The organism is Frankia sp. Mgl5, assembly GCF_023242985.1.
In the GTDB taxonomy this organism is placed as follows: domain Bacteria; phylum Actinomycetota; class Actinomycetes; order Frankiales; family Frankiaceae; genus Parafrankia; species Parafrankia soli.
In genome coordinates, this window is sequence record NZ_JALKFY010000851.1 from 100,400 (window position 1) to 115,947 (window position 15,548).

The 15,548-nt window shown below is 71.7% G+C and carries 15 protein-coding genes and 1 pseudogene; 5 read left to right on the top strand and 11 right to left on the bottom strand.

The genetic code is table 11. The features are described from left to right. Positions 1–14 precede the first annotated feature (14 nt). Positions 15–668, bottom strand: a complete 654-nt coding sequence (locus MXD62_RS37215; RefSeq protein ID WP_248834010.1) for a hypothetical protein — start codon at positions 666–668, stop codon at positions 15–17. 25 nt (positions 669–693) lie between these two features. Between MXD62_RS37215 and MXD62_RS37220 the strand changes: the two genes are divergently transcribed. The 4 genes from MXD62_RS37220 (at position 694) to MXD62_RS37235 (ending at position 3,525) form a co-directional block, all read left to right on the top strand. Further along, positions 694–1,194 carry a hypothetical protein gene (locus MXD62_RS37220; RefSeq protein WP_248834011.1) on the top strand — a complete coding sequence of 167 codons (501 nt, stop codon included), beginning with the start codon at positions 694–696 and terminating at the stop codon, positions 1,192–1,194. A 105-nt stretch (positions 1,195–1,299) separates the two neighbouring features. Next, on the top strand, positions 1,300–2,151 hold the full coding sequence (locus MXD62_RS37225; protein WP_248834012.1) for a phosphotransferase: 852 nt from the start codon (positions 1,300–1,302) through the stop codon (positions 2,149–2,151). A 533-nt stretch (positions 2,152–2,684) separates the two neighbouring features. After that, on the top strand, positions 2,685–2,855 hold the full coding sequence (locus MXD62_RS37230) for a hypothetical protein (RefSeq protein ID WP_248834013.1): 171 nt from the start codon (positions 2,685–2,687) through the stop codon (positions 2,853–2,855). Between the two features lie 73 nt (positions 2,856–2,928). Then, positions 2,929–3,525, top strand: coding sequence for a GNAT family N-acetyltransferase (locus MXD62_RS37235; RefSeq protein WP_248834014.1), 597 nt, complete (start codon positions 2,929–2,931; stop codon positions 3,523–3,525). Positions 3,526–3,905: 380 nt separating this feature from the next. On the opposite strand, the gene MXD62_RS37240 is transcribed toward MXD62_RS37235, so the two are convergent. Then, positions 3,906–4,586: a DUF4232 domain-containing protein gene (locus MXD62_RS37240; RefSeq protein ID WP_248834015.1), complete on the bottom strand. Its 681-nt coding sequence runs from the start codon at positions 4,584–4,586 to the stop codon at positions 3,906–3,908. Positions 4,587–4,934: 348 nt separating this feature from the next. On the opposite strand from MXD62_RS37240, the gene MXD62_RS37245 reads away from it, so the two are divergent. Continuing rightward, positions 4,935–5,402, top strand: coding sequence for an SRPBCC family protein (locus MXD62_RS37245; RefSeq protein ID WP_248834016.1), 468 nt, complete (start codon positions 4,935–4,937; stop codon positions 5,400–5,402). Positions 5,403–5,521: 119 nt separating this feature from the next. Here MXD62_RS37245 and MXD62_RS39985 read toward each other — a convergent pair. The 9 genes and pseudogenes from MXD62_RS39985 to MXD62_RS37290 form a co-directional block, all read right to left on the bottom strand. Further along, a pseudogene (locus tag MXD62_RS39985) lies at positions 5,522–6,016 on the bottom strand (alpha-hydroxy acid oxidase); the annotation flags it as partial. Between the two features lie 277 nt (positions 6,017–6,293). After that, complete coding sequence (locus MXD62_RS37255; RefSeq protein WP_248834018.1) at positions 6,294–7,262, bottom strand: tyrosinase family protein; 969 nt, start codon at positions 7,260–7,262, stop codon at positions 6,294–6,296. Beyond that, positions 7,259–7,699 carry a hypothetical protein gene (locus tag MXD62_RS37260; protein WP_248834019.1) on the bottom strand — a complete coding sequence of 147 codons (441 nt, stop codon included), beginning with the start codon at positions 7,697–7,699 and terminating at the stop codon, positions 7,259–7,261. Before MXD62_RS37260 ends, MXD62_RS37255 begins: the two co-directional genes overlap by 4 nt. 354 nt (positions 7,700–8,053) lie before the next feature. Further along, on the bottom strand, positions 8,054–8,734 hold the full coding sequence (locus MXD62_RS37265) for a class I SAM-dependent methyltransferase (protein ID WP_248834020.1): 681 nt from the start codon (positions 8,732–8,734) through the stop codon (positions 8,054–8,056). 109 nt (positions 8,735–8,843) lie between these two features. Beyond that, on the bottom strand, positions 8,844–9,797 hold the full coding sequence (locus MXD62_RS37270) for a GNAT family N-acetyltransferase (RefSeq protein WP_248834021.1): 954 nt from the start codon (positions 9,795–9,797) through the stop codon (positions 8,844–8,846). Between the two features lie 73 nt (positions 9,798–9,870). After that, positions 9,871–11,196 carry an MFS transporter gene (locus MXD62_RS37275; protein WP_248834022.1) on the bottom strand — a complete coding sequence of 442 codons (1,326 nt, stop codon included), beginning with the start codon at positions 11,194–11,196 and terminating at the stop codon, positions 9,871–9,873. Positions 11,197–11,206: 10 nt separating this feature from the next. Continuing rightward, a complete protein-coding gene (locus tag MXD62_RS37280; RefSeq protein WP_248834023.1) occupies positions 11,207–12,664 on the bottom strand; it encodes a hypothetical protein in 1,458 nt (485 codons plus the stop codon). Continuing rightward, positions 12,657–14,009 carry an ATP-grasp domain-containing protein gene (locus MXD62_RS37285; RefSeq protein ID WP_248834024.1) on the bottom strand — a complete coding sequence of 451 codons (1,353 nt, stop codon included), beginning with the start codon at positions 14,007–14,009 and terminating at the stop codon, positions 12,657–12,659. The genes MXD62_RS37280 and MXD62_RS37285 overlap by 8 nt, the downstream gene beginning before the upstream one ends. 1 nt (position 14,010) lies before the next feature. Then, the gene (locus tag MXD62_RS37290; protein WP_248834025.1) at positions 14,011–14,721 is read right to left on the bottom strand and encodes a hypothetical protein; all 711 of its coding nucleotides are present in this window, start codon (positions 14,719–14,721) and stop codon (positions 14,011–14,013) included. Between the last annotated feature and the right edge of the window lie 827 nt (positions 14,722–15,548).

A 15,548-nucleotide genomic window follows, 5' to 3' on the forward strand; every position in this document is an offset into this window, starting at 1 on the left:
GAACCCGGGGCGGCTCAGAGGGCGGCTGTTCGCTGGTCGAGTTCCTGCACCAGTGGCTCGGATTTCCACGCGGACAGCTCGGTGGCAAGCCGGCGAGCACGGTCATGCACTTCCGCGTTCGGGGCGTGTTCGATGATGTCGAGTGCGGCGACGGCTGATGCGGCGGCCACGTCAGGGGCCGGATGATCCTTACGGACGTACCCGGTGGCGGCAGCCAGATGAGCGAGGGCCATGCCCTGACACGGACGGTCGAACGATTCGGCGGCTCTGGTGCCGAGGGCGATCGCCACCGCTGCGCGGCCGGGTGAGCGAACCCTGGCCGGTCCCAGCCAGGTCGGCATTCCCCGAACGACCTGGGTCGACCCGACCCGGCTGAGATACTGCTGGCCCGGATAATCCACGGGCGGGGGTACGCGGTGTGTTCTTCCGGCAGGCCAGCGAGACGGGGAATCAACCGGCGCCTCATTGCGGGCGTCGTGGCAGTCGTCACGGTTCTGACCTCGGCAGTCTTTCAGCGGCTTCGACAGCGGTAAATCGGTCACGTCCCGACACGGTCGCGACACGATCAGCGGGACAGCCGAGCAGGCGAATGCCTGTGGCGGGTCGGCGGGCTGCACATCGGTTTCCGACGCCGACATCGACGGGGACGGCGCGGCTGACCAGATCACGCTGACACATCTGGGCCGGGACGGCTTGGCCGACGACTGGCGCCTCACAGCGCTGCTCGCGAACGGGCAGATCATTAACCGCAACGTCTCCGCCGGTCTTATCGCAGAGGAAGCGAGCCCCTGGCACGGGACTGCGGCGGTCGACGGCTCTCCTGGTAGCGAGATCGTTCTCGTCACCTCCCAGGGCGCACATCTGCAGTCGTTCGAGATGTACACCTACCGGAACGGCCGGCTGGCCGACGTGAACACACCCGGCGCCGACGAGAACACTTGGGTTATCGACTCGGCCTCCCTGGGATTCGCCGGCGTCACCTGCGGACGGCAGGGGACCCAGTCGACTGTCCTCCTGACCAGCTACAGCCGCGTCGACGGTGCCTCTCCCGGGTACGAGGGCGACGAAACGCTCTACGGGTGGAACGGGACCGGGTGGACGAAGCTCTCGGAGACCCATCGTGTGTACGGTCTGGACGATCCCGCCCTGCGGACACTCGGCGGATGGCGCTGCCCGGGGCTACCCGAGTTCTGACGGCCTCGTTCCCGCCGGCGGCGTCGCACGTCCCGCGTCTTCGTCGTCGCGCCACCATCGAAGTCGATCTGATCGACCGGCCGACCCAGGCTGTGAGGGACGCCGATGACCAGCACGTCGCATGACCGGGCGACCGTCAATCTCGGTGGCGCAGTGCTCGGCGAGGTGCTGCGTGCCAGCGACAAGTCCCTGCTCGCGCTCGGCGACCGGCACGGCCTGCCCGTGGTGATCAAGGCGTTGCGCGGCGGCGAGGAGTTCTGGCAGGCCAGGTTCATCCACGAAATCCGGCTTTACCAGGCATTCGCTGAGAACCTGCCGCCGGTACGGGTGCCCAACCTGGTGCACACCGACGGGCGCAGTGTCCTGATCATCGAACGCATTCCCGGCCATCCGGTGGACGTCGAGCGCTATCCCCCGCGGCCGCTGTCCGCGGCAACGCTGGACGCGGTGCTGGACACCGTCACCACCTTCGCCCAGTGGGCCCCGCCGCCCGGCGTACTGGCGCCGGTGTTCGACTACCCCGACCGGGTCGAGCGCTACCACCGCGCCGGGTTCTTCGACGCAGACGACCGGGCCGCCCTGCACGCCCTCCTCGATGCCGCTCCTGCGCCGGGGCAGGTGGGGCACGGCGACCCGCTGCCGGCCAACCTGCTGCTCGCCGAGGCCGGCGGGTGTGCGCTGCTGGACTTCGAGTTCACCGGCCTGTTCCTGCCCGGCTTCGACCTGGCGATGCTGCACACCCTGCTCGCCGACACCCCCGGCGCTCAGGACGCCGTCGACGCGCTGGTGGGCGAAGCCAGAATCGCGGTGCCGTTCCTGATCAACCAGGCGATGGTGCTCTCCCGCGAACTGCGCCTGCACACCGAACTCGACGCGGGCGAATTCCGCGACAAGCGGCTGGCACTGCTGCGCCCGCAATGGGACGCCTTTCGCGCACGGCTGCACGCCCACCGGTAACCGCTGATCGTGTGTCGCGTTCGTGCACCGTGACCTGCCCGCCATCGTGCACGGCTTCGTAGACCACAACAGGTCACCGGGCGTCCGTGAACTCGACGGCATTCGCCCCACCCGGCAGATCGACCTCTGCGGCGCCACCCTGGCTACGGCGGTTCGCAGCACCTTCGGCGAGAGCATGCGGTTCGATGAAGGAGACTCACACCGTCGCGTGGATCGGACAGCCGGTGGTCGGCTCCTGGCAGGACGCCGGAGGCTACAGCACGGTGATCAACCCCGGGCGGCGCACCGCCCCGCCGGCCCCGGACTCATCCGGAACTCACGAACGGCGAACTTCAGAAAGCCCACACGCGTGGACATGACCAGCTGGCGGGCCCACGCCCGCACCCTGGCGGACCAGGTCACCCATCCCGGCTCCCGCTGGCACCGGGCGCTCGTCGACACACCGCGGCACCGGGTCGGGGTACGGGGCGGCCCTGCTCGCCCGCCGCTACGGGTCCCGGCACGTCACCACCCTGGGCGTCGACCCGTACCTGGTGTCCGCCGCCGCCGGCCGGCTGGCCGCCCTCGACCTGCACCCGACGGCGCTGACCGTGGACGCCACCGGCCCGCTGCCCGGCACCTACGACCGAATCGTCTCCATGGTCTCGGTTCCCAGCATTCCGCCGAGCTGGCTGGCAACCATCCACGCCGTCTCGACGCCCTAGAACCTGATCTTCAGGGAGCATCGACGTCCATCGGCCGCCGGGCGCGAGCCACCAAGCTCGCGAGAATGGGTGAGTGGATCCCGTCTATCGACCCGGTGTTATTCCGCTGCCTCCCCAGCTGCGGGAGGGGCGGATACAGCTTCGTCCGTGGAACGCTGAAGATCTTCTTTGCGTCGAGGAGGCAAGCCGGGACCCGGTCATCCCCCGGGGTACGACGGTGCCGAGCCGTTTCACTGCGGCGGCCGGTCACGCTTTCATCCAGCGGCAATGGGGACGCCACACATCGGGAGAGGGACTCAGCCTCGCCATAACCGAGGCCGATACCGACACGGCCATCGGCCTGATGACGTTGCTCCACCGCCAACAGTCCGGTGTCGTCGGAGTCGGCTACTGGACGGTCGCCAGTCGGAGACGTGCAGGGGCCGCCAGCACCGCCCTGACCCTCCTGAGCAGTTGGGCACTGGGCCTGGCCGCCATCGTCCGGCTGGAAGGCCACGTCGAACCAGCCAACCACGGGTCCATCCGGGTACTCGAGAGCGCGGGCTTCCACCGGGAGGGACGGCTCAGACAGTATCTGGACATCGGTGGGAGCCGCCGCGACGTGTGGCTTTATTCGCTCATCACCAGCGACGTCAGTGACATGCCCCACCGGCTCAGGCCCATCACGTAATCGTCGTCAGAGTCAGAAAAACCCGTCGAGCCACTTTCGTCCTGGCCGGGGCGGCGAAGGAGCCCGCCCCGTTCGCGCAGGGACCAGCAGCCTGCTGCTCACCACCATCGGCGCGTTGCCTGGGGACGGGCAAAGCCGCAGTAACCCAAAAGGTCCGAGTGCCCTGCATCGGCACGGAAGGTCCGGGAAGCGCTGGTCGGGCCGGTATTTGCCTCTGCGGCGGAGCACGGCCGACGCCGTGTAGTTGACTCGCGGAAAAGAACGATGCGCGATGGTTGATGCGGGACGCCGACGCACTCCGCTGGCATTGAAGAAGGTTCCGCCGCCCAGGAGCGGTACGATCCCGCTCCCGGGCGGCGAAACGCACGCCCGCCGTGCGCTCAGCCGACGATGACCGTGGTGACGTCCATCTGGTGGACGGCCGTCGATGTGCAGGCTGTGGCGACCGCCGGCGGGTGGAGTAGCAGCGAGTGCATCGACCCCGGCGGGTGGACCTTCAGGGCCCGTACGGGCCCGGTCTCCCCCGGCTGGTCACAGCCCATCTGCAGGCCAGGCTGCACCGTGTGCAGGACTGCCCGCGCGGATTCGCCCGGCTTCAGGAACACGACCGGGCCTGTCGGGCCGATGTGGGCGGCCGGGGCGCCGACCTGCTGGCCGTTGTCGCCGACGAAGGACACGTGGGGGAATCCCTGCAGCCAGCAGGCCGCCGGGCCGGTGTTGGTCAGGACGAGCTGCTGAAAGATGTTGCCCGCGCCGGGGTCCGGGCGGGTCGAGCTCAGCGTCAGCGACGAGCCCGGACACATCCCGGACGGACCAGCGGCACCGCCCGACCACATGCCGCCGGACGACATGCCCGCCGGGGGACCGCCCGCTACGGCGCTGGCACCGCCTCCCACGGCCAGCCCGATGAAACCGGCGGCGGTCAGCGCGGCGCTGGCGAGCAGCAACGCCTCCCGGGAACGAGCCGCGTGCCGGCGGGAAACCGGCCGGGAAAGCGGCTCTTGCCGGTCCAGCGGTCCGGGCCCGTCCGACGACCGGTGCCAGCTCACCTGCCCCAGCACGCTCGAGTGTCCCGGTCGAGTCGAACGCCTGCTCCTGGTCGGCTTTCCGTGCGTGTGCGGCCCGTTCACGGCGACCTCCCCAGTCCGGCGCCCGGATCGGCGCGACGCCGGAATGCTCATGCGGTGCCTGATACGCATCCAGTTGCGGAGCCTCGGTGAGATTTCTCGGATGGTCGCGGCACCGCATCCAGCAACGGTGTCTCGCCTTTGTCGACCACCTTCCTTCCCCGGTAACGGTGCGTGACACCCAGGGTGCGGGCTGGTCCGGAGGGCGGGAACCCGGCTGGTCCGATCGGGTGGTAAAGCACTCCCCGCCCGCGTCTCTTGGACCCCTGCAAAACTGGCGGGATGGAGACCGAACGATTCGAGGTACGGCGGCAGATCGCTGCATCGCCGGAGAGAATCTTCGCGGTGCTGTGCGATCCGCACGGACACGTCGCGATCGACAGCTCCGGGATGCTCCAGTCCGCGCAGGGCAATCCGGTCACCGGGATCGACGACGAGTTCGTCGTCCACATGGACCGGGAGTCCCTGAACGACTTCCCGCTGGGGAAGTACGACGTCACCGTCGTGATCACCGGGTTCGTTCCGAACACCGAGATCGAGTGGACGATCACCGTCAGAGACTGGCCGCCTATCGGGCACCGGTACGGCTACCGCCTCGAAGCGAGCGAGGGCGGCACGCTGGTGACGTCGTACTACGACTGGAGCGCGATCGGTGACGAGTACCGGGAAGGTGTCTTCCCGGTCATCCCGGAGGCCGGCCTGCGGGCCACCCTGGGGATCCTCGCCCGCACGGTCGAACGGCCGCGGTAGCCCGATCTCCGGCGTGGACGTAACCGCGACGAGTCGGGTCAAGCCGGAATGTGGACGGCGCTGTGGGGCTCAGCTGGGGTCGGGGGACGCCATGGGAGATCGTGCCGTCGAGTCGACCGTTACCCCGGTCGCTGAGCGTCGGCGGTGTCGACCAGCCCGGCCAGGTCCGGGGTGATCTCGTCCGGGCTTCGGGCACCGACGAGGGTCATGGCGTGCCGCAGCTCGGCGGTGACGGTGCTCAGCAGCCGGTGCACGTTGTCAGCCCCGGCGGTGGCCAGCGCCCACAGGGCGGGCCGGCCGAGCAGGACCGCGCGGGCTCCGAGGGCGAGGGCCGCCAGCACGTGGACGCCGCTGCGGATACCGCCGTCGACGTAGGTCTCGGCGCCGGTGCCCACCAGGGCGCGGGCGATGCCGGGAAGGGCGGTGGCCGTGGGGATGGCGACGTCGAGCTGGCGACCGCCGTGGTTGCTGACAATGACCGCGCGGGCCCCTGCCCGCACGGCACTCAGCGCGTCGTCGGCCCGCAGGATTCCCTTGACGACGACGGGCAGCCGGCTGATCTCCCGGAGCCAGGTGATGTCGTCGAAGGTGAGGTCCGTGGCAATGGCGACGTCCCCCGGTACGGCGGTCGGCAGGAGGTGACCGCCGTACCAGGGCGCGCGGAGGCGGGATGGGGCCGGTCGCCGACGACCGGGGTACCGGCACCCACCACGCCCGTGCCGGCGGTCAGGACGCCGTGGCCCGCGCGCGGCAGGCCCCCCACCGTCGCACCGCCCGCATTGTTCGTATTTGACGGACTGGAAGCAAGTCACGGGATGTCGGGCGCCGGTGAGACGACGTGGCCGACCTACTTCCGGCCGGCGGCTGCGGTGGCCGGGGGTGCGGCCGGTGTCAGGGCAGGACGTCGTAGGAGTACCAGGTGCCCGGATCGAGCACCTGCCGCGGGGTGAGCGACGCGTCGAGCAGAGCGATCATGGCGTCGTCGATCCGGTGCCCGGCCGGGGCTCCCGGCTCGTTGTTCCCGGGCTCGTAGCTCCGTCCGTGGCTGGTCATCCAGGACTCCCAGATGCGGTCCACGTTGCAGTGGTTGAGGAAGAAGACCGGGTCGTTCGGGGAGGTGCCGGGCAGCATGTCGCCGCCGACCCAGACGTGCACGCGGTTGTGGAGCTGCGGCCCGTTCACCCAGCCCTCGACGAGGTTGCGGTGGGTGACGAGAGAGGGGGAGGCGTCCCAGGGGGCGCTGTCGTAGTCGTCGTTGTCCAACGCGGCCCGCACGTCGGAGGACCGGGGAAGGGTGGGGGTCTGGGTGCCGGCGGCGCGCTCGACCGGCCGGGGCGGGATGGACCAGATGCCGTCGTCGCGTTCCTCGATGCGGACGAGGTGCGCGGCGAGCGGACCGGCCGTGACGGTGCCGCGTGACCTGCCCAGGAGCGTGTCGCTCCACAGGCGCTGGGTGCGCTGCCGGGTGGTCGGGAGATCGCCGCCGTCGGTCGCCCAGTCCCAGTAGGGCAGGCCGGCGTCAGGGTCGCCGCTGTGGCGTTGGAGCTGCTGCTCCATTCGGAGCAGGTACATCCGGTGCCAGGGCAGGAAGACCGGGCCGCCGTGGGCCCGGTTGCGCATCGCGGCATCGGAGGACGTTCCCAGCTGCATCGCGGCCCAGTGCCAGACGACGAACAGGTCCCACACCGACAGGGGCTGCTCGATGCCGCGCATACGGAACCCCGGGATCACCCGGGCGAGGACCTGGCCCGCCGAGCGCGCGGTGACCGACGTGAGCTCGCTGCTCAGGTCGGCGGCCGCGGCGAGGTAGCGCCGCGCCGCGGTGGGGTCCTGAAGAATGTTGGTCCGGACGGCGGTCACCGGTGGTCTCCATGATCGCTTCCGGTGTGCCCGGTGTGCTCGTGGTGCCCGGTGTGCTCGTGGTTCGGCTGGCCGGGTCCGTCGGTGTCCGCGAGCTCGTCGCGGACGGGTGGTTTCTCCCAGAGGGTGTCGATGACGGTCTTCACCACGTCGACGGCGGAGCTGGGCGCGTACTGCGGGAAGCGGTGGTAGTGGACCGCTCCGGATGGCAGCACCTCGACGTGGCCGGCGAGCGGCCTGCCGTCGATCGTGATCCGGTAGGTGGTCTCGATCTTCACCCGATGGCCCTGATAGTCGAACTCACGCGTGCTCGTCGACGTGCCGTCCCCAGGCCCGTTGCCGTGGTTGTGCGGGGGCTCCCCCACATCGCGCAGGCCTTCCCCGGAGAGGAAGTACGCCGCGAGATCCTCCGCCGAACCGGCACCCTGCTCGTCCACCGCACCCTCCTGACTGTTGTCGTCCGCATCTCACCAGAGGCGCGGAGGGTGACGCAACACTCACGGAAAGTCGGGATGGCGACAGTGAGGGCGGCCGGCCAGCGACCCGGTCGCGACACAACAGCCGGGTGTCGAGGATGGTGCGGCGCGCGGTCGCGCGGTCGGGTGGTCGCGCGGTCGGGTGGTCGCGCGGTCGGGTGGTCGCGCGGTCGGGTGGTCGCGCGGTCGGGTGGTCGGGTGGTCGCGCGGTCGGGTGGTCGGGTGGTCGCGCGGTCGCGCGGTCGGGTGGTCGGGTGGTCGCGCGGTCGGGTGGTCGGGTGGTCGCGCGGTCGGGTGGTCGGGTGGTCGGGGTCGTCAGTGGCCTGGCCGGGCGGCTGCGAGTCCGAGCAGTTCCGGGATCGGCTGGTCGCCGTCGTCTTCCGCGGTCTCCCCGAGGACGAGCCCCGCGCCCGTCAACGCGTTCAGCAGCACGGGTAGCGGGACGTTGACGACCCCGACCCGGGAGCGGATCCCGTCACCGAGCAGAGGATGTCGCTCGACGCGCCGGTGGCGGCGGTAGCCGGGGTGGACGGTGCAGGTGCCCTGGCTGTCGCGTTCGACGAAGACGCCGCCGAAGCAGGGATGCGCGCCGACGACCACCAGGCGTCCGCCGGGGCGCAGCACGCGGTGGGCCTCGGCGAACACCGGGGGCAGGTCGTCGAAGTCAGTGGTCGTCATGATCATGGTGGCGGCGTCGACGGACCGGTCACCGAGTGGGAGCCGCTCGGCGCTGGCAACCACCGCGGCGAGGCCCTTGCGGCGGGCAAGGTCGATCTGGGGCGCGGAGATGTCGACGCCGATCAGCTGCCAGTCCAGGCCGGTCAACGCGGGGGCGTGCGCACCGCCGCCGCAGCCCAGGTCAAGGCACAGACGGCCGTGGCCAGGGCCAAGGAGCCTCGCCAGGAGGCGGTCCGCGGCACGGGCGAACGGCAGTCCCACGCCCCGGGTCGCATAAGCGTCGTACCAGTCAGCGAACTCGTCGTAACGCTGTCGCATCCGACAACCTGAGCAGAGACCGCCCCGCCCCGCCACACACTTCGACCGATGATCTTGACGGTCGCGCTGTGTCGCCTCTCCTGGTCACCTCTCCTGACGAGCGACCAGGTCAGACGTCGAGGACGACGTCGGTGACCGGGGCCGTGACGCACGGGAGGATCTCCCCCTCGGCCAGGTCGCACGTGGGTTCCGAGAGGTAGTGGACCGTCCCGGACACCAGCGTGGACCGGCAGGTGCCGCACACCCCGCTCCAGCACATCGAGTCGAGCGGGACACCGGCCGAGTCTGCGAGCAGGAGAATCGTGTCCTCCGCCGGATCCCAGCGCAGTTCCCGGCCCGAGCGGGTGAACGTCACCCGCAGGTCCGACAGCCGGGACAGCAGGTCCACGGCGTGGCCGGGTTCGCTGCCGCGGCCGAGGAGAAGCGGGCCGTGGGACTCGTCGACGAAAGCCCGGCGGTCGGCCGGGAGGACGTCGAGGCCCACCGGGGTGAAGCCGTGGCGGTGGAACCATCCGGCTGCTGTCCGGGGCAGCAGGACGACCTGGTCGAAACCGGCCGCCGCGGCCCGGGTGAGGGCGCAGGCCAGCAGCAGCCGACCGAATCCGCGTCGCCGCCAGTCGCGCGCCACGCAGAGGTCGTGAAGCTCCGCCGTCCCCGCCGTCCCCGCCGTCCCCGGGGTCAGCGGTCGCAGGCCCACGGTCGCCACCACCACGTCGTCCACTGTCAGGACGTGGAACTCCGCCGCGTCGGCGACGGCACCAGGGCCGCGCCTGACGGGAATCCGTCCGACGGCGGAAGGGACGACAGCGGAAGGTTCGACGGCCTGGGCGTCGGAGATCCGGTGGACGTCCACCAGGTCCTCCGGGCGGGCCGGCCGGAAAACCATGCGCAGCGGGGTATCCCGGGCCGAGCCGACCACGAACCGGACGGGGACGGCGACGGGGAGGTCGTCGACGGCAGCGAGGGCGGCGGCCGGCCGGGGCCTGGTCCGGGTATCGGAAGGGCGGCTTTCGACGATGTCCGCACGGGGCCGGAAACCGGTGTGGGGTCGCGGAGTACTCACGTGGTCTCCCGCTGGGGTGCACGGCCGAGAGCGAGGCCGGGGGCTGGTCGGTGGGCATCAGCTCAAGAGGGGGTCAGGGTGGGAGGTCGACGGTTTCGAGGGCGTGGACCACCCAGGGACCGTCCGCGTCCGAGGTCCGGGTCTGCGGCATGAGCTGCCACAACCGCCGCAGCAGGCCCGCGCCGACGACCAGCGCGACGCCCCCGCTGGCGGTGACGAGCCACGGAAGCGGCAGGAACCCCGCACCGGCGGCCACCAGCAGACCGGCCAGGGGCATCGAGGCCAGGTTCAACAGCACGATCACGCCGACGACCCGGCCGAACTCCGCCTCCGGGACCAGGCGGGCCCGCACCACGCGGATGAACACCGTGAAGACGCTCTCGGCCGTCAGGAAGATGACGGCCAGCACCACGAACCAGCCGAATCCTGGTGCCACACCCAGCACCGTGCACGCGGCGAGGGAGAGCAGGGCTGAGGAGACGCCGACCGCGACCAGCCCCATCCGGTTGATCACCCGGCTGGTCACCCCGAGGACGGCCATCGAGCTGAGGCCGCCGAGCAGGTAGACGACTCCCAGGGCGCTGCCGCTGCGCCCGTGGGAGGTCTGGACGAGCGCGGGGCCGCTGGCCAGCAGCAGGCCGAGGGCCAGGTTCACCGTGAAGGCGACGGCCACGACGAGCCGCAGCACCGGCGAGCCGACGACCCGCCGGACGCCGGCGGCGAGATCGGACCGCAGGTCGGCGAGGCGCAGCGTCGTCGCGGGGGCGGCCGCGGCGCCGACGACATCCGCAGCCGCACCCGCCGGGGGGTGGTCGGTGCGCGGGAGGGTGCGGGCCAGCAGCAGGCTGACTGTGAACAGCGCGGCGATCACCGTGACAGTCACAGCCGGGCCGGCCGGCAGGAGCGCCGCGCCCACCGCCGGCCCGGCCAGCAGCATGGCCTGGTCGATCCCGCCGAGCAGCGACTGCGCCCGCTGCATCCCCGCCGGGACGACCAGCACCAGCATGGCTTTCTCGCCGGCGACGAACGACTGCTCGAACGACGCCCCGGCGATCAGGGCCAGCGCGATCAGGCCGGTCCGTGCCGCCGACGGGTCGACCGTGACGAGTAGCGCGACGAGCCAGGCCGCCGCGCACCGCACCCCGTCGCTGACGACATAGACCCGCCGGAGCGAGAAACGGTCGACCAGCGGGCCGGCCAGGGGCAGGGAGGTCAGCCGGGGCAGCCATTCCACGAACAGCGCCGCCCCGGACCAGGCCGCGCTTCCCGTCGCCTCGTAGACCAGCACGGGGACGGCGAACTGCAGCAGCTGGTTCGCCAGCGCCCCCACCGCGCGCAGCACGAAGTAGGTCCGCAGCGGCCCCCCGCGTCCCCCGTCGTCAGGGTCGTCCGGTGTCATGGCGCGCACGTCATCCGGCGGTGGCGGCGACGGGCCGGGACGGCGACAGCCCCGGCGTCGCCGTCGCAGTCGCCGGTTCGGCTGTGGCCGGCGGCGCTGACCGTCCCGCCGGTACCAGGGGTTCCGTGACGATCCGGAAGCCGTCGATGATCCTGAGGATCGCGGCGCGGACGGTCGCCTCGTCCGGTCCCAGCAGCCGGAAGCTCCCGCCGACGTCCTCGTAGCCGCCCGTGCCGTCGAAGACCCGGCCCGGCACCGGGATCCGCTCCGCGACGATCTCGGGAACCCGGTGCCGCATCGATGTGACGCTGACCAGGCGGCTCGGCCAGGGCCGCGGCTCCGGGAAGATCAGCCACCCGCCGGACGGCGCCACGCGGCCGGTCGCCGGCCCCCCGCCCAGCGGCCCGCCGGCCGGCAGACGTCCGAGGGGCGGCAGGTCCAGCGCGGCGCGGAACGCCTCACCGACGAGATCGACGCCGAACAGGTCACGGTGCAGGAACGGAACCTCGGCGCCGCCGGAGCGCATACCCACCTCGAGGAAGACGAGTTCGCCCGCGGCCGGTTCGATCAGTTCGAGGTGGAACGTGCCGTCGGCCAGTTCCAGCGCGTCCAGGCAGCGGGCGGCGAAGGCGACCACACGGTCACGTCGCCGTCCCGGGTCGAGCAGGACCGATCCCAGCGGCGCGCCCGCGGCGAAGTCCAGGCAGGTGTGCACGTACTCGGACACGCTCACGAAACGGAACCGTCCGCCGCGGCGGACCCCGTCGACGTGCAGGATCGGCCCGTCGACGTACTCCTCCGCCTCGAACCCGGCCGCCTCGACGGCCGGCAGGGCGGCGTGCAGCTCGGGCAGGGAACGCACCTTCACCACGCCCACCGACGCCGCCCCCGAACGTGGTTTGAGGATCAGTGGCAGGACGAGTCGTTCCACGACGACATCGACGTCCGTCGCCGACGTGAGTTCGACGAACCGGGGGACGGCGAGTCCGGCGGCGGCGACCATCGCCTTCATCGTCGGCTTGTCCCGGAAACGGTGGACGAAGGCGGGCCGGGCACCGGGGACGTCCAGGTGTTCGCGCAGACGGGCGGCGGTGGTCAGGTCGTACTCCGACAGGCCGGCGACGCCGGCGAACGGGCCCCACCGGGCCGCCAGCTCCTCCGCCACCGGTAGGACGGTCTCGAACCGGGTGTCGGGCACGACGGCGATCTCCAGCGGCTCGTCGGCGTCCGCCGGACGCCCGAACCGGCTGCCGTCGACGGCCGCCAGACCGCCGGGGGTCGTGATGTGCACCAGACGGCAGCCCGGCGGGGTGTAGCGCGCGTAGTCGCCGAACTCGTCGCCGAACCGGTTGAGGACCAGGTGAACCGGGGTGCCCGGGTGGATCTGGTCGGGCCCCGCCCGGGGCCCGGGCCCGGCCCCGGGCCTGAATCCGGCCCCGGAGCTGGACCCGGGGTTGGGCCTAGTCAAAGCGCACCTGCTCGCCGAGGTGGTGCCAGCGCTGCTCCGCCTCGGCGGCGGAGTCCGCGACGAAGAGCACGTGGCCGAGTCGGCACCGGAAGTCCTCCGCGGGTGCGATCGACTCACCCGGCGCGACCGCGACCTCGACGTCCCACACGCCGGGCTCGCGCCCTACCGCGTCCAGGCCCCGGACCGACGAGTAGCTGGCCAGCCCGGGGGCGGTGAAGAACCGGATGCCCGCATGCTTGGCCTGCGGGGCGCGCACGGCCACGTCGGCGTCGAGGCCGGCGGCGAGGGCGACGGCGGCCCGCGGCAGCGAAACCCCCGTCACCGCCTCGACCAGGTCGACGATGTGGTCGCCGGGCAGCCGCGCGCCGAGCTCGATCAGTACCGGGTCCCGGCCGCCGGCGAGGCGCAGCTCGCAGTGGAACGGCCCGGTGGTGACGCCGAGAGCGGCGGTGACGGTGGCGACGTACCGGTCGATCTTCGCGCGGGCCGGGGCGGTGAGGTCGGCGGGCACGAGATGCCCGGTCTCGACGAAGAACGGCTCCGGTCCGAGCATCTTGCGGGTCACCGCCACGACGGTGCTCCGCCCGTCGGTGACGTAGCCTTCGGCGCTGACCTCCGGTCCGGCGATGTACTCCTCGACGAGGACCCGGCCGTCGAGTGCCCGGCCCAGGTCACGGCGCGGGTCATCGGCCATCCGGCGGTGGGCGGCGCGCAGGTCGGCCAGGGTGTCCGCCCGGGTGACGTGCACGCTGCCCGCGGAACGGGTCGGTTTGACCACGCACGGGAAGCCGACCTGGTCGGCGGCGGCGGCGAGGTCCGCCGCGGTCGCGGCCACCGCGTGGCGGGGCACGCGCAGACCCGCGGCGGCGACGGTGCCGCGCATGAGTTCCTTGTCGCGGCAGGCTTCGGCGGCCCGGACAGGCAGCGCCGGCCGGCCCAGGCGGGCCGCGAGCCGGGCGGCGGCGGGGACGTAGAACTCGAACCCGGGCAGCACCGCCGCCACCCGCCGGCCGGCGACCGCGGCGAGGACGGCGTCGTCGAGCGCGCGGTCGTCGTTGGTGTCGACCCGGACGACGGTGCCGGCACGCCGGGCCGGCGGTGACAGGGTCCGGTCCTCGGCGTCGAACGACGCGACCACGACCTCGAACCCCAGGTCCGTGGCCGCCTTCACCAGTGCCTCCCCCGACGACATCGGCTCCAGGACGACGACGGTCCCGGGTCCCTCCTGGCCCGCCGGCAGCGCTGTCGGCGGCGTCTGCGTCGGCCGGGCTGTCTGCGCTGTCGCTGTCGAGGTTGCTGTCGAGGCTGCTGTCGCCGGCCGGTCGGCGAGCGGTGAGCCGGACATGTCAGGAGCTCACAAGCTGGGCGGACGAGCGGTCCCGGTCCCGCACCGTCGCGGCGTGGAGCTCACCGAAGTAGTCGCCGACGAGGGAGACGAAGGTGTCGAGATAGCTCTCGGCGGTGGCCGCGGTGCTCCAGGTCTCCACCGCCCGGCTGACCACCCGGAACATCAGGTCGTCGTGGTCGTGGGTCGTGTCGAACTCGATGTGGGTCTGCGACCCGCGGACGAGGTCCGCGCCGAACTCCTCGGCCGCCCTGGTGGTGATGATCTGGTTGTAGCGGTCGGAGTACCACTCCACGAACCAGTCCCACACCGTCGTCGGCGCCGGGCCCTCCTTGTCCGCCGCCAGCCGGAGGAAACCCATCAGCTTGTTCGTCGACGGGAAGACCGGTGTCCGGTCGAGCTGCTCGACGGGGAAACCGAACCGGACGAGGTCGCGGGTGAACATGTGTTCGTGGCCGAACTCCTCGGCGAGGTACTTCGCGAGGTTCGCGGCGAGCGAGTCGTCCTTCGAGCCGACGCGGAACAGCGCGTAGGTGTCGACCTCGTTGTTGAGGCGGATGCGCAGCACCGTCTCCACGATGTGACGGACGTAGTAGTCGCGTTCGATCCAGGTACCTTCGTGCAGTTCACGCATCCGGGGAACCCGGTCGAACTCCCGCTCCATGTACTCGGCGGCGAGGTTCTCCAGACGCGCACGACTCAACGTTGACATGAGTTCTCCCAAGCATCGACAGACCGTGGTCTCCGACATACCTGAGACGGCGGCCGGTGGCGGCCGTCCGTCTCCGTTGCCTCCAGCGTTCCGGAGAACGGCGGGAGCGGTTCCCTCGCACCGGAGCAGGTGACGTCTTTCGAAACCTGACGACCGTGCGGTGCGGCCGAACATAACCAGGAGATCTATTCGATTCAAGATCGAGTTCTGTCGAAAACCGGCGGGCGTGTCGCGGCGGCGTCCTTTTCGACCGGCAATACACCGGGATCCGGCGCCGCCGGCCCACAACCGATGGACCGGTTTTCCTGTCGTGCCAGCCGGTGGACACGGGTGCTGTCTTCAGCGCGACGCCGCACGTGCTTGCCGACCGGGCGCCGTGCGTCAACCAGCCGGCGGGCCGGCCTGCGGACACCGCCCGCGTCTCGCCGGCTGGCTGACGCGATCCCATGCGGCTCGCCCCACCGGCTGGACCCCACCCGGTCGTTTCTGACACCACAAAGACCCGGGCTGCGTGGCGGACGATCGCGGCGGCCGGTGGGCCTTCTCGGGGCGGACGCTCCCGACTTCGCCCGGTGACGGCCGGGTGCGGCGCGGCCGTCAGATAGTCGGTCGTGTACCTGCTCCCCCTCGGGGGCGAGGGCCCGGTCGGCTACCGCGGAACCGCCGCCTCCTGAAACCCCTGACGCCTTCTCCGCCCGGTGGCCGTGAAAGATCGGTGATCGCGAACGACCGAGCGGCCGGCGGGTGACGGCCGTGGGGGGGGGGGGGGGGGGGGGGCGCCCCCCCCCCCCGGGGGGGGGGGGGGGGGGCGGGGGGGGCGGGGGGGG

Excerpts from the sequence above, each read along its gene's own strand:
- MXD62_RS37225 (WP_248834012.1), top strand. The coding sequence starts at position 1,300 with ATGACCAGCACGTCGCATGACCGGGCGACCGTCAATCTCGGTGGCGCA.
- MXD62_RS37245 (WP_248834016.1), top strand. The coding sequence starts at position 4,935 with ATGGAGACCGAACGATTCGAGGTACGGCGGCAGATCGCTGCATCGCCG.
- MXD62_RS37265 (WP_248834020.1), bottom strand. The coding sequence starts at position 8,734 with ATGCGACAGCGTTACGACGAGTTCGCTGACTGGTACGACGCTTATGCG.
- MXD62_RS37275 (WP_248834022.1), bottom strand. The coding sequence starts at position 11,196 with ATGACACCGGACGACCCTGACGACGGGGGACGCGGGGGGCCGCTGCGG.
- MXD62_RS37285 (WP_248834024.1), bottom strand. The coding sequence starts at position 14,009 with ATGTCCGGCTCACCGCTCGCCGACCGGCCGGCGACAGCAGCCTCGACA.
- MXD62_RS37290 (WP_248834025.1), bottom strand. The coding sequence starts at position 14,721 with ATGTCAACGTTGAGTCGTGCGCGTCTGGAGAACCTCGCCGCCGAGTAC.